Source organism: Alcaligenes sp. YSL9 (assembly GCF_030515105.1).
GTDB lineage: Bacteria > Pseudomonadota > Gammaproteobacteria > Burkholderiales > Burkholderiaceae_B > Alcaligenes > Alcaligenes phenolicus.
This window is the reverse complement of record NZ_JALXJU010000001.1, coordinates 305513-319416: the sequence shown is the minus strand read 5'-3', so window position 1 is coordinate 319416 and position 13904 is coordinate 305513. Positions and strand designations below refer to the sequence as shown.

Here is a 13904-nt window from a genome sequence, read left to right as displayed (position 1 = left end):
TGTGTTAAGGGAAACCAGAAAAGTGTAGCCCACCTAACCAGTTAACAATAACACTATTTAAGGACGAACTTGCTTTAAATCAAGCACTTTCCGTGATTCGTTCAAGTGCCGCACCAAAGAAACAGTCGGTTTGGTGACGGTCCGTGCGCAGATTCAAATAAGGCCCCTCTAGCGCGAGGGCCGGACATTTGTCCTTCAAGATTTCCCGGGCATCCAGCAGCTTGAACTCGGGATGGTTGTCCAAGAACGCCTGCACTTGCTGCTCGTTTTCTTCAGGCAAGAAACTACATGTTGCATAAACCAAACGACCTCCTGGTGCGACACAAGCCGCGGCTTGCTCCAGAATGTCGGCCTGCATCTGAGTGTACTGCTCCAGAGCTTGGGGGTGTTGACGCCACTTAAGATCAGGATTTCGACGCAAAGTTCCCAATCCACTGCACGGAGCGTCTACCAATACACGCTGTGCCTTGCCATGCAGGCGGCGAACTCGCTGGTCGCCCGCTTCCTGAATCACGACAGGCACCACATTGGACAGACCAGCACGGGCAAAGCGCGGTTTGGCCTTGTTCAAGCGGGTGGCCGACACGTCAAAGGCGTACAAACGGCCTGTGGAGCGCATCAAGGCGCCCAGCAGCAGGGATTTGCCACCGGCACCGGCGCAGTAGTCAATAACCATCTCGCCACGGCGAGGCTCCAGCAAGGCGGTCAGCAACTGGCTGCCCTCTTCCTGAATTTCCAGCTCGCCCTTCTCATACTGTGGCCATACTGCGACAGATGGTCGACCTTCAATACGGATACCCCAAGGCGAAAACGGCATGGCAACCGGTTTGAAACGAGCCATAGGGCCGTTTTGCAGCTGGCGCAACACAGTATCACGCTCGGCTTTCATGGGGTTGACACGCAAATCCAGCAAGGCCTGCTCGTTCATGGCGGCCATCAGCTTGTAGGAATCCGGAATCTCTTTCAGACGCTCTTCCAGCCACTCGGGCAGGCTCAGACGCACGCCAACCGGCAGACCGTCCACATTCAGGGCGCGGATATGGCCCAGCCACTGGCGCTCTTCTTCCGTCAGCCCCAAAGACAGGGATTCCTGACCGATAGCCGTAGACAGGCCCAGAATGGCCAGACGACGGGTAGATGGGCCTACGCCGCTTTCCGCCCAGTTACGGTACTGACGCAGGTGGCGCAGCACATCAAACACGGCCTCACGGATCTCGGCACGGTCACGCGAGCCCATTTTGGGGCGTGTACGCGCCCAGCGTGTCAAGGCCAGGTCGGCGGGGTGCTTCCACTGCAAAACTTCACCCAGGGCGCTGGAGACCTGCTCCAGACGGCGCTGTGCCATCGCGCCCGGCTCGGGTGGACCCGAGGGTTTGTCACGGCGTGCTGCATAAGGGCGACCACGCGCTCCGGACTCGTTACGTTGGGCAGACGAGGACGGGCGCTTGCGGTCCGAGCGGCCGCGGGATTGTTGGTGATCAGACATGAATATTCAAAAATTCCAAATAGCCCGCTCAATCAGGCGGGGAAATAAAAGCCGCGATGCGCAAGTCCGGCAACCTCGACACGGCCATCAGCCTGCAAACGCACCCGTCCCTCGATCAGCCAGCGTACGGCCTCGGTATAGACGTGGTGTTCGGTTGCCAAAACGCGCTCTGCCAGAGTCTGTGCATCATCGTCGTGCAGGACGGGCACGATACTTTGGGCAATGATGGGACCATCATCGAGCACAGGGGTCACAAAATGCACCGAGGAGCCGTGAAACTGCACGCCCGCGTCAAGTGCCTGTTGATGGGTATTCAAACCGGGAAAGCTAGGAAGCAAGGATGGGTGTATATTGATGAGCTTGCCTGCATAGTGCTGAACAAAATCGGTGCTCAGGATGCGCATGAATCCCGCAAGTAGAACATAATCTGGCTGGTAGCGGTCGATCACGCGTGCCAAAGCCTGGTCAAAGGCTTCACGTGTTGCAAATTCGCGATGCGAAACCGTCTCGGTAGGCAGCCCTTGACGCTGCGCCCATTCCAGTCCGGGCGCATCGCCCTTGTTAGAGATGACCGCCTCGATACGGCCATTTAAGCCCGCTGTCTTGATCAGTTCGCCTATGGCCTGCAAGTTGGAGCCCCGGCCTGAAATAAGCACAACAAGGCGACAAGGTAGGGTGGAATCGGTCAAAATCCTGTTTCCCGAGAAATAACGAATCCAAAATTGTAAACTCTCGCTTGTGAAATCTGATCTAAAACTCTATCGCTCTCTGCCGCGGCGCAACAGCACGGCCCGCAGCGCTGTCACCATTGGCAATTTTGACGGGGTCCATCTGGGCCATCAGGCCATCTTGCATCGCGTCAATGAAATGGCGCGTCAGCAGGACCTGAGCTCCTGTGTAATGACCTTTACGCCCCACCCGCGCGCCTTTTTTGCGCAGCGCGGCCAACGGCCCGAACTGATCCCCACGCAGATCAGCGGCCTGCGTGACAAGGTCGAAGCCCTGCATCAATGCGGCATTGAACAAATTTATCTGGCCCGCTTCAATCAGGCCATGGCCGATATGTCTGCCGCTACCTTTATTGACGAGATTCTGGTCCAGGGTCTGAACACTGGCTGGCTGCTGGTGGGCGAGGATTTCCGCTACGGCCACAAACGGGCCGGCGACATTGAAATGTTGCGCGAAGCGGGCAAGCGCCATGGCTTTAGCGTCGAGACTCTGCACGATGTCGCCGATGCCGATGGCCGCCGCATCTCCAGCTCGGAAGTGCGCACCGCCCTGGCCGTGGGCCAGCTGGACCGCGCCCGTGCCCTGCTGGGCAAACCCTTTCATATTAGTGGTCATGTCATTCATGGCCAGAAACTGGGCCGGGACATTGGCTACCCGACCCTGAACGTGCGTGTTCCCGAACACTGTGCCGCCCGCTCCGGCGTGTACGTGGTCCGGGTGCACGGACTGACCGGACAGGCTCTGCCCGGCATTGCCTCCTTGGGGGTACGCCCAACCGTCATAGACCAGGGACGGCTGCTGTTAGAGGTGCATTTACTGGACCAACGCCTGGATGCTTACGGTAAACTTGCCCGTATAGAATTTCTGGAATTTGTCAGGGACGAGGAAAAATTCCCGGACCTCATCACAATGATCGCCGCCATCGACAACGATGCACAACGCGCTCGCGACTACTTTGCTTCAAATGGACTATAAAAACTCTCTCAATTTGCCCGACACTCCCTTTCCCATGCGTGGTGACCTCGCCAAACGTGAGCCGGGCTGGATTAGCCAGTGGGAAGAAAACAAAGTCTATGCAGCAATTCGGCAAGCCAGTGCCGGTCGTCCCAAATTTATTTTGCACGACGGCCCTCCCTATGCGAACGGCGACATTCACATTGGCCACGCGGTCAACAAGGTTCTGAAAGACATCATCGTCAAAAGCCGCAATATGGCGGGCTTTGACGCGCAATACGTGCCCGGCTGGGACTGCCACGGCATGCCCATTGAAGTTCAGATCGAAAAGAAATACGGCAAGAACCTGCCTGTGGCTGAAGTTCAGGCCAAGGCGCGCGCCTACGCGCTGGAGCAGATCGACAGCCAGCGCAAGGACTTCAAGCGTCTGGGCGTGCTGGCCGACTGGGAGAACCCTTACCTGACCATGAATTTCAGTAACGAAGCCGACGAGCTGCGCGTACTGTCCAAGATCATGCAAAAGGGTTTCGTGTTCCGTGGCCTGAAGCCCGTGAACTGGTGTTTTGACTGTGGTTCCGCCCTGGCAGAAGCCGAGGTTGAGTACGCCGATCGCACCGACCCGTCCGTGCACGTAGCCTTCCCCTTCGCGCAAAAGGACAAACTGGCCGCCGCCTTTGGCGTGGACAGCGTGGACGATGGCGCCATCGTTATCTGGACCACCACCCCCTGGACCATCCCTGCCAACCAGGCACTGAACGTACACCCTGAAATCAGCTACGCCCTGGTCAAGCTGGACAGCCCACGCGCCACCGGCTCCATGCTGATCGTGGCCGAAGAGCTGGTGAAGTCCTGCCTGGAGCAATGGGGTCTGAGCGGCCAGGTCGTGGCCACCGCTACCGGCGAAGCCCTGAACCTGATCGAATTCAACCACCCTCTGGCTCACGTGGATGCAGGCTACCAACGCCGCTCCCCCGTGTACCTGGGCGACTACGTCACCCTGGACAGCGGTACTGGCGTGGTGCACTCGGCCCCGGCCTACGGTATTGAAGACTTTATCTCCTGCAAAGCCCACGGCATGAAGGACGACGACATGCTCACGCCCGTGATGGGCAATGGGCATTACGCCGAGAATCTGCCCCTGTTTGGCGGCCAGATGATCTGGAAGGCCAATCCGCAAATCGTGGAAGCCTTGCAGAACGCCGGTACCTTGCTGAAAACCGAACAGCACCCGCACAGCTACATGCACTGCTGGCGTCACAAGACGCCCATCATCTACCGTGCCACCAGCCAATGGTTTGCCGGTATGGACAAGGAAAACAGCAGCGGCCGCAGCTTGCGTGAAATGGCCCTGGAAGCCATTGATAACACCGAGTTCTACCCCTCCTGGGGTCGTGCCCGCCTGCACGCCATGATCGCCAACCGCCCGGACTGGACTTTGTCGCGTCAGCGCCAATGGGGTGTGCCCATGGCTTTCTTTGTGCACAAGGAAACGGGTGAACTGCACCCCCGCACGCCCGAGCTGATGGAGCAAGTAGCCGAGCGTATCGAAAAGAGCGGTATCGAAGCCTGGCAGAACCTGGACCCACGCGACCTGCTGGGTGACGAAGCCGATCTGTACGAGAAAAACCGCGACACGCTGGACGTGTGGTTTGACTCGGGCACCACACACGCTACCGTGCTGGGCGGCAAGGATCACACCACCCACGGCTCGCACGCTGACAAGCTGCAATGGCCTGCCGACCTGTACCTGGAAGGCTCGGACCAACACCGTGGCTGGTTCCACTCGTCCTTGCTGACGGGCTGCATGCTGTATGGCCGCGCACCCTACAAAGCCCTGCTGACCCACGGTTTCGTGGTGGACGGCAATGGCCGCAAGATGAGCAAATCGCTGGGCAACATCATCAAGCCGCAAGAAATTGCCGACAAGATGGGTGCCGAGATCATGCGCCTGTGGGCCGCCTCTACCGATTACTCGGGCGAGCTGTCCATCTCCGACGAAATTCTGAAGCGTGTTGTGGAAGGCTACCGCCGTATCCGCAATACCTTGAAGTTCCTGCTGGGTAACCTGGCCGACTTCGATGTCACCCAACATGCTGTACCTGTTGATCAACTGACCGAAATCGACCGCTACGCCCTGCAAATGACCGCCGACATGCAGGCCGAGTTGCTGGAGAACTACAAGCGCTACGAGTTCCACCCCATCGTGGCTCGCTTGCAGACCTTCTGCTCCGAAGACCTGGGCGCGTTCTATCTGGATATTCTGAAAGACCGTCTGTACACCACGGCTAAAGATGGCCAGCCACGTCGCTCGGCTCAAACCGCGCTGTATCACCTGACACAGACCCTGCTCAAGCTGATGGCTCCTATCCTGTCTTTCACGGCAGAAGAAGCCTGGCGCGACATGCACGGTGGTTCGGTTCCTAGCGGCACCATCTTCACCGAGCTGTTCCATGTCCTGCCCGAGCAAGGCGAACAGTCGGCACTGAACGCCAAGTGGCAGCGCCTGCGCGCCATCCGTGCCGACGTGATGCGCCGTATCGAAGACGTGCGCAGCACCGGCGCCATCGGTTCCTCCCTGGCAGCCGAAATCGACATCTATGCCAACGGTCAGGATCTGGAATTCCTGCAATCTCTGGGCGAAGATCTGCGCTTCATGCTGATCGTCTCGCGTGCTGACGTGCACGCTGGCGAAGGCGATTTGCGCATCGACGTTACCCCTACCGAACAGGCCAAGTGCGAGCGTTGCTGGCACCACCGCCCTGACGTAGGCCAGAGCGCCGAGCACCCCACCCTGTGTGGTCGTTGCGAGGACAATCTGTTTGGCGAAGGCGAAGTGCGTCACCATGCCTGATAAGGACATGGCCCCTTCTCCCGGCCAGGTCCGACTGCCCTCGCGGCAGTTCTGGGCCTGGATTGGTCTGGCCGCCTTTATTGTCGGCCTGGACCAATGGACCAAACAGTATTTCGACAGCAACCTGTTCTATCAGGAACGTTGGAATATCCTGCCCTTTTTTGATTTCACCCTGCTCTACAACCCCGGCGCGGCGTTCAGCTTTCTGGCCGGTGGTCAGGGTTGGCAGCGCTGGTTCTTTGTCGGCATCGCAGCCGTTGCCACGGTCTTTATCGTGACCATGCTGCGCCGCTCGGCCAAGCAACCCTTGTTTTGCCTGTCGCTAAGCCTGATTCTGGGCGGTGCCATCGGCAACGTGGTGGATCGCCTGATGCACGGGCACGTGGTAGATTTTCTGCTGTTCTACTGGAATCAATCCTACTTTCCGGCCTTCAATATTGCCGACGTCGCCATCAGCTGCGGCGCTGCCCTGTTGGTGCTGGACGAGTTCATGCGCATGCGCCGCAACAAACGACAGCGCTCCTGAGTCTGTAAGGATCATGTCCTATGCTTAGCAATAAAAAACTGGTGTTTGGCATCACCGGCGGCATCGCTGCTTATAAAACCGCCGAACTCTTGCGTCGCAGCCAGGACCAGGGTGCCCGGATTGATGTGGTCATGACTGAATCGGCCACGCGCTTCATCAGCCCGGTCACCTTCCAGGCCTTATCTGGCCGTACCGTCTACACCGACCTGTGGGATGCGCGTGTTCCCAACAATATGGCCCACATCCAGCTGAGCCGGGATGCGGACGCCATCCTGATCGCCCCAGCCAGCACCAACTTCATGGCCAAGCTGGCCAACGGTCTGGCCGACGACTTGCTCAGCACCTTGTGTATTGCTCGTGGCCATTGCCCCCTGTTGATCGCCCCAGCCATGAACCGGGAAATGTGGCTGCACCCGGCCACCCAACGCAATGTCGAACAACTGCGCCGCGATGGTGTACACATTCTTGGCCCCGGCAGTGGCGACCAAGCCTGTGGTGAAACCGGCGATGGCCGCATGCTGGAGCCTGCCCAATTGCTGGCAGAACTGACGTCATTCTTTCAGCCCAAACTGCTGGCAGGCAAACGCGTCCTGATCACCGCTGGCCCGACCAGCGAGCCGATTGACCCAGTGCGCGTCATCAGCAACCGCTCCTCCGGCAAGATGGGTTATGCCATTGCCCGTGCAGCCCAGGAAGCGGGTGCCCAAGTGACTCTGGTCTCCGGCCCCGTTGCACTGGAAACGCCCTACCAGGTGCGTCGCATCAACGTGGAAACTGCCCGTCAAATGCACGCCACCGTGATGTCCCAGGTGGATGATGCTGATATCTTCATCAGCGTTGCAGCGGTAGCAGACTGGTACGTCAGCAATGCCAGCGACATCAAGATCAAAAAGACCTCCGAACAAGCCACGCCAGACCTGCAATTCAGCCCCAACCCCGACATTCTGGCCGAGGTTGCCGCACTGACGAACGGTCCTTTCTGTGTAGGCTTTGCCGCCGAGACCGACAACTTGATCGAGCACGCCCAAGCCAAACGTCAGCGTAAAAATGTGCCTTTGCTGGTTGCCAACCTGGCCCAGCGCGCCATGAACGCCGACGACACCGAACTGGTGCTGTTTGACGAGCAAGGCCATATGCAATGGCCTGCTCAGGATAAACTGCTGGCCGCACGCCAGCTGGTGCAAGACATCGCCCAGCGGCTCTAATCCCTTTTCTCTTTTATGATGACGGGCAGCGCTAAAGCAGGTGCGCTGCCTCTTTTTTTTCAGGATACCGTCTATGCACCGCCGTATTGAAGCTCGCATCGTCAATGACTTGTTGGGCACGAGCATCGAAGCCCCCAGCTACGCCACGGATGGCTCCGCCGCCATGGACCTGCGCGCCTGCCTGAGCGAAGCCGTTACCCTGCCCGCTGGCGGCCGTACGCTGGTTAAAACCGGCTTGGCCATCAATATGATGGACCCTGGCCTGGTCGCCATCGTCGCCTCGCGTTCGGGCCTGTCCCTGAAACACGGTGTGCGTGTTGCCCAAGGCATTGGCGTGATTGATGCCGACTACCACGGCGAGATTGGCGTGATTCTGGCCAATGACAGCGATCAGGATTACGTGATCCAGCCCGGCGAGCGTATTGCTCAGCTGATGTTCCAACCTGTGGTACAAGTGGCACTGCAATTTGTGAATGAGTTCTCTACCGAGACCGAGCGCGGTACGGGTGGCTTTGGTAGCACGGGCAAGAACTAAGTCTAAAGCTAGGAAAGGATGCGATGCTGGGTGTCTTGGTACAGTAAGCATCGCTCCTTCTTTAATCCTAATGCTTTGCTTTAAAAACGTCCCAGCACCACGATTCAGACTTACCCAGGCCAATTTCGGATTCCAATGCCCTCTCCAAAAACAGGTAATTCCAACGCCGAATTACCTACTTCAAATAAAACGGCGGCCCAGCTCCACCCACGCAACCGCCATCAGGGCCGTTACGACTTTGACGCTCTCATCAAAGAAACGCCCGAACTGGCTACTTTCGTTTTCTTGAATCCGTACGGTGATCAAAGCATCAACTTCGCAGATCCGAATGCCGTCAAAACTCTGAATCGCGCCCTGCTCAAGAGCTTTTACGGCATAGCGCATTGGGATATTCCTGCCGATTACCTTTGCCCTCCTATTCCGGGCCGGGCCGATTACGTGCACTACCTGGCCGATTTGCTGGCCAACAGCAATAAGGGAGCCATTCCCCGTGGTGAGGCAGTACGCGTCCTGGATATTGGCGTGGGCGCAAATACGATCTACCCATTGATTGCTCATACCGAATATGGCTGGCAGTTTCTAGGGTCCGACATAGACGCTGATGCGCTGACTTCTGCACGAACCATTATTCACGCGAACCCGGGCTTGTCGGCTGCAATCAAGTTACGTCAGCAGAAATCCCCCAGACATATTTTCAAGGGCCTGCTAGGCGCGAATGATTACTTTGACCTGACGCTGTGCAACCCGCCCTTCCATTCGTCGCAGGAAGAGGCTGAAAGCGGCAGTCAACGTAAATGGCGTGGTTTGGGCAAGGCTGCACCCAAGCACAATGCTCCTGTGCTGAACTTTGGTGGGCAGAATACGGAGCTCTGGTGCGAAGGCGGTGAGGCGCTTTTCATCCGCCACATGATCGAAGAAAGCGTGGCGGTAGGCGAGCAAGTGCTTTGGTTCAGCACCTTGGTGTCCAAAGCGTCGAATGTACCCGGTGTGTTGAATGCCTTAAAGAAGGCCAAGGCGATTAAGGTCAAAACCGTAGAAATGACGCAAGGACAAAAGCAAAGCCGCTTTGTAGCCTGGACCTTTCTGGACGCTGCGGCACAAGAGGCTTGGCGCAAGGAGCGCTGGAAGTAGGCGCGTATCAAGTCGGGATGCTCGATACGCTGATGGCATTAGCTGCAATCAGCTAACGACGCCAAGACCCCGACTCCTAAACCTTTCACCCAACAACTACGCCCAGCAACCCCCAGCTTTAGTGCGCAAACGGATCAATCGTCGGATCACTGTTCCAGACGTACTCGGTCCAATGCGCGACGATTTCGGCTTGCTCACGGTTATAGAGCTTCTCGACCAGGGCCAACGCCATATCCGTCCCCGCCGATACCCCCGAGGATGTGACGTACTTGCCATCAAACACCCAGCGGGCCTGCTTTTGCCAAAGCACATCCCCATCCTGAGCCACCGCAAAATCAAAAGCCAGCTTGTTGGACGTAGCCCGCCGCTGCCTCAGAACACCCGCCTTGGCCAATAAAGCTGCCCCCGTACAAACCGATACCGTCCACTGCGTTGCCTTGTCCTGCTTCTGAATGAAGGCCAGTAAGGCTGGATTGTTGATTTCACTACGCGTTCCCATACCGCCGGGAACCATCAGAATGTCGAACTGCGGAGCCGTTTCGAAACTATAAGCGGCCTGTGTCTCTATCCCCTGCGACGAGCGAACCAGCCCTCCCTGCTGAGACACCATGACCATCTCGTAATCCGGCATCCCGCCCCACATTTCAACAGGCCCGAATACATCGAGAGTTTCAAACTGGTCAAACAGCACCATGCCGATTTGTTTTTTTGTTGTGTTCGCTGCTGTGCTGTTGGATGTAGCCGATGCTGCCTTACCGCTCATGGTGTGCCCCTTCATGGTTAAAACTTAATAACTTAGATCGTAGCTCGTACCAAACCACCATCAATAGATAAATTCTGCCCAACGATAAAACCTGCGGCCTCGCTGCACAAGAAGGCACATGCAGCACCAAATTCGGTAGGTGTTCCAGTTCGCCATGCTGGTACTGAGGCAATCAACGTCTCTGCCACAGGCCCCAGCTCCCGCAAGCGATCCGTCATGATGGTGCCGGGCAATAAGTTGTTAATCGCTACGTTATGCTAGGCCACTTCGCGAGACACACTAGCGACAAATCCAGTCAAAGCCATGCGGGCAACGGTAGACAACTCAAGGTTGGTCACAGGCGAGCGAACGGAAACTGAAGTGATGTTAACGATGCGGCCAAAACCTCGGCTCACCATGCCTGGCAATACAGCCTGAATTAACTCGACTGCTGCCAGGAAGTTTTGCTCCAGTGCGGCTTGCGAGTGAGTGGTCTCCAACTGAGCAAAAGGCATAGACGGAGGCCCACCCGCGTTGGTCACCAGAATGTCGATGTCTGAGCACGCGGCGGCTACGGCTTGTCTGTCTGTAGCCTGAGAAAGATTGGCGGCTATCCAATTACCTTAAATACCGGTAGAGGCTTCAACCTGCTTGGCCGCTTCTTGCAACTTGTGTTCGCTGCGAGATACCAGGGTGACTTGCACGCCTTCAGTTGGTAGTGCCTGCACACAGACTAGCCCTAGACCACTCGACACAACACAAATCAAGGCACGTCGCCCGATAATTCCTAAATCAATTTTTTGCTCTCTTTGACGGGTCTTTAAAACGAAGTCGTTCGCATAGAAACAACATCACGACCCACTATCTTTTTAGATAGTACAAGCAGGCTACTCACTACATAGCGACCTATCGGTGGCATCCAGAGATGCCATGATGAAGACTTACAGTCATCCAGAGTCCGCCCAAAACCCATCACTACTATTTACACTACATATATTTAACCAACTCATAAGCCAGCATAACCTTATATAAAAAAATAAAACACTATCTAACACCATCAAGGATTTAAAACTCTCCTCATATTTTTTTAAAATTTAAAGTCTTCCTGAAATTAATGGCCTATTAAATAACCTTACCGAGAAACCTAGCTTTCTATTTATTAATATCGAGACATATTTTTTGTTATCGGTTAATATTATCTCTGATTTCAGTCAAAACCCGCCATTCGACACTTCGGTCTAAATCACAAACAGTCTTCTCTTGAGGCTGCAACTAATTTTGCATGCTCTGTCTTTACATCCCGATCCAGTGGCTACACTCTGAAGGCAGCTCTGCTTGAGGTCATGTACAGCACGGTTTCTTAGTTTCTATTTTTTACTATTAACGCCTATGAATCGCAGTCAATTCGAACTAGCACTTGACCAAGCCAAACCGTCGGATTGGGCTCATTTTGAGATCCTATGCTCAAAGTTCCTCGCCAGTGAACATGCATCTATGCGCACTATGGCTTCCCCTTCTGGAGACGGCGGACGGGACTCGGAGCTCCGCAGTCCAGACGGCGAAATCAATATTTGTGCGCAATACTCTGTGACGGTCGGATGGAATACGAAAATAAAGAATACAGAGAAACAGCTAAAAAACAGTTTTCCCGATGTGAAAATATTAATCTATTTAACAAATCAGGAAATTGGAGCGAAAGGCGATAAAATAAAAAGCGAACTATTAAATAATGGAATTTTTCTTGACATTCGAGATAAGAACTGGTTTCTGGACAGATTCGATATCGACAATCTCAAAATAAGTGGTGCAGAAGAATTTTTTGAACGGGTTGGTCGCCCCTACCTCGAAGGACAACAGGTTATTACAACTAAGCGCAGCGCATTATCCGATCAAGAAGCCAAAGCTGCTCTTGTATATTTAGCGATGCAGTGGGAAGACACCAATACTGACAAAGGCTTGACGAAACTGTCGTATGAGGCGTTAGTTCGATCGGCCCTTCGTAAAACCAATTCAGAAAATAGAATGTTGCGTGCGGCTATACACTCCGCTATCCATTCTTATCTTCCTTCTCAGCCGATTGATTCAATTGCAAAATACGCCGACTCTGCACTGAAAAGGCTGGATAAAAACATTATCAAGCATCGAGAAAAAGAAGATAGCTTTCATCTCGCGTTCGAAGAGCATCAACGTCTGTCAGAAAAGCTGGCCCACCAAGACCTACAAGAGAGAGCGCTCGACCGCGAAATTGCTGCATGTGTAGGCGGTTTTGCTAGTGATCTTTCAGACTCGACTATCGCCTACCTTGGTAAGCTTACAAAGCAAATACTTGATTTAGCACTTTTAAAATCGGGAGAAAATTTCGCTGCATCTGTTTTAAGAGGTACCGTACATAAACTAGATCAAGATCTTGTCCGCAGTCTGATTCTAGAGAAACTTTCAAACTCTGAAAAATCTGTAAAAGAACAACTAGCGAAGTTTCCCAGCATCATTGAAGCTGCACTGGACCAAACCATAAAGTCTCAAAATGAGGCTGTGCGTAAACACCTTAAGACGCTTTCCGATACATATACACTGTTCGCGTTTCTTAGAGAAACACCAGATGTTCAAAAAGCCACCAAAAAAATATTTTCGTTTGGGAAAATCTGGCTTGACACTACATTAATACTGCCGCTTTTAGCGGATCAACTCAGCTTGGACAAAATCGACACGAGATTTTCAACAGTTGTTAAGAATTTAATTGCGTGTGGAGTGGAGGTTTTTGTCTGCAAATCAGCAGTAGATGAAGTTATCAACCATATCCGTATTTCCATAAAATGCGCAGCATCGGGCGCTCAATGGCAAGGAAGAATTCCCTATCTATATAGTAAATATATCCAGGAGGGGCGCAATCCATCACAATTCGCTGAATGGGTTACGCGATTTAGAGGGTACGAGCGACCAGAGCTCGATATCCAGGAGTTTCTAGAACACGACTATGGCATCAAATATGACGAACTTACCAGTGACTACGAGCGCGCGGACGAGCAACTCCGGTTTGCTGTAGATAGACTATGGCGAGACGCTCATGAGACGCGGCGAAACAGCAGCCACATGAACGGAGACTCTGATACCGTCGATATTTTGATTCGCAATGATGTGGTCAGCTACCTAGGCATCATCGAGAGAAGGAAACATGAAAAATCCAGTGAACTTGGCTATCAGCACTGGTGGTTAACGATCGACAGCACAGCTTGGTCAATCCGGGACTCGCTGGCAACCGAGTTTGAGCAGCCGCCTTCCTCCCCTTTAATGTCCCTTGACTTCCTAGTTCAAAATATGTCGTTTGGTCCAAATAAGAGTTTTCTGACGCGGTCCGATGAGCAACTCCTACCTGTCCTGCTCGACCTCGATATATCACAAGTAGTTCCCACAGAAATATTGCATCTCGCGGAGGAGGTTCGGCAGCAAAATGAAGGACAACCTGAATATGTGATTCGAAGAAAAGTCCGGGACGCTTGTGATCGCGCACGTCGACAGATCGGCGACTTTACGAAAGGACGTGAGCAAGTTCAGTGATTTAATGAGCACCTCAAGTTTTCTCGATCCGAAATCTCCTTTCGTTTGGTCGCGAGATGATTTAGCGCCTCAATTTCCTTAAGTAAAGCAGATCTTGGACGGAGTTTCGTGGGGACGTATTGTTTTTCCTTTGAGATACATAGGGATGGAAAAATGTACCTTCTGAGAGTGTTGACCCGGGAAAATATAT

At 54.3% G+C, this 13904-nt stretch carries 10 protein-coding genes and 1 pseudogene; 7 read left to right on the top strand and 4 right to left on the bottom strand.

Going from position 1 to position 13904, the window contains the following annotated elements; genetic code table 11:
- Nucleotides 1-79: 79 nt before the first annotated feature.
- Nucleotides 80-1345, bottom strand: a complete 1266-nt coding sequence (locus M2Q46_RS01480; protein ID WP_302357039.1) for an RsmB/NOP family class I SAM-dependent RNA methyltransferase — start codon at nt 1343-1345, stop codon at nt 80-82.
- Nucleotides 1346-1518: 173 nt separating this feature from the next.
- Nucleotides 1519-2175 (bottom strand): phosphoribosylglycinamide formyltransferase, encoded by a 657-nt coding sequence (gene purN, locus M2Q46_RS01475; RefSeq protein ID WP_302356445.1) that lies wholly within the window; start codon nt 2173-2175, stop codon nt 1519-1521.
- Nucleotides 2176-2224: 49 nt separating this feature from the next.
- On the opposite strand from purN, the gene M2Q46_RS01470 reads away from it, so the two are divergent.
- The 6 genes from M2Q46_RS01470 (at nt 2225) to rlmF (ending at nt 9417) form a co-directional block, all read left to right on the top strand.
- The gene (locus M2Q46_RS01470) at nt 2225-3190 is read left to right on the top strand and encodes a bifunctional riboflavin kinase/FAD synthetase (RefSeq protein ID WP_009455719.1); all 966 of its coding nucleotides are present in this window, start codon (nt 2225-2227) and stop codon (nt 3188-3190) included.
- Complete coding sequence (gene ileS, locus M2Q46_RS01465; protein WP_302356443.1) at nt 3180-6020, top strand: isoleucine--tRNA ligase; 2841 nt, start codon at nt 3180-3182, stop codon at nt 6018-6020. The genes M2Q46_RS01470 and ileS overlap by 11 nt, the downstream gene beginning before the upstream one ends.
- Before the next feature lie 7 nt (nt 6021-6027).
- Nucleotides 6028-6546, top strand: coding sequence for a signal peptidase II (gene lspA, locus M2Q46_RS01460; RefSeq protein ID WP_302357038.1), 519 nt, complete (start codon nt 6028-6030; stop codon nt 6544-6546).
- Nucleotides 6547-6566: 20 nt separating this feature from the next.
- Complete coding sequence (gene coaBC, locus M2Q46_RS01455; protein ID WP_203144858.1) at nt 6567-7751, top strand: bifunctional phosphopantothenoylcysteine decarboxylase/phosphopantothenate--cysteine ligase CoaBC; 1185 nt, start codon at nt 6567-6569, stop codon at nt 7749-7751.
- A 73-nt stretch (nt 7752-7824) separates the two neighbouring features.
- Nucleotides 7825-8286 (top strand): dUTP diphosphatase, encoded by a 462-nt coding sequence (dut, locus tag M2Q46_RS01450; protein ID WP_035268160.1) that lies wholly within the window; start codon nt 7825-7827, stop codon nt 8284-8286.
- A gap of 135 nt (nt 8287-8421) precedes the next feature.
- Nucleotides 8422-9417 (top strand): 23S rRNA (adenine(1618)-N(6))-methyltransferase RlmF, encoded by a 996-nt coding sequence (gene rlmF, locus M2Q46_RS01445; RefSeq protein ID WP_302356439.1) that lies wholly within the window; start codon nt 8422-8424, stop codon nt 9415-9417.
- A gap of 118 nt (nt 9418-9535) precedes the next feature.
- On the opposite strand, the gene M2Q46_RS01440 is transcribed toward rlmF, so the two are convergent.
- The gene (locus M2Q46_RS01440) at nt 9536-10180 is read right to left on the bottom strand and encodes a DJ-1/PfpI family protein (protein WP_302356437.1); all 645 of its coding nucleotides are present in this window, start codon (nt 10178-10180) and stop codon (nt 9536-9538) included.
- Between the two features lie 32 nt (nt 10181-10212).
- Nucleotides 10213-10956: pseudogene (locus tag M2Q46_RS01435) on the bottom strand (SDR family oxidoreductase).
- 706 nt (nt 10957-11662) lie between these two features.
- Between M2Q46_RS01435 and M2Q46_RS01430 the strand changes: the two are divergent.
- Nucleotides 11663-13714, top strand: a complete 2052-nt coding sequence (locus M2Q46_RS01430) for a hypothetical protein (RefSeq protein WP_302356435.1) — start codon at nt 11663-11665, stop codon at nt 13712-13714.
- Nucleotides 13715-13904: the final 190 nt, after the last annotated feature.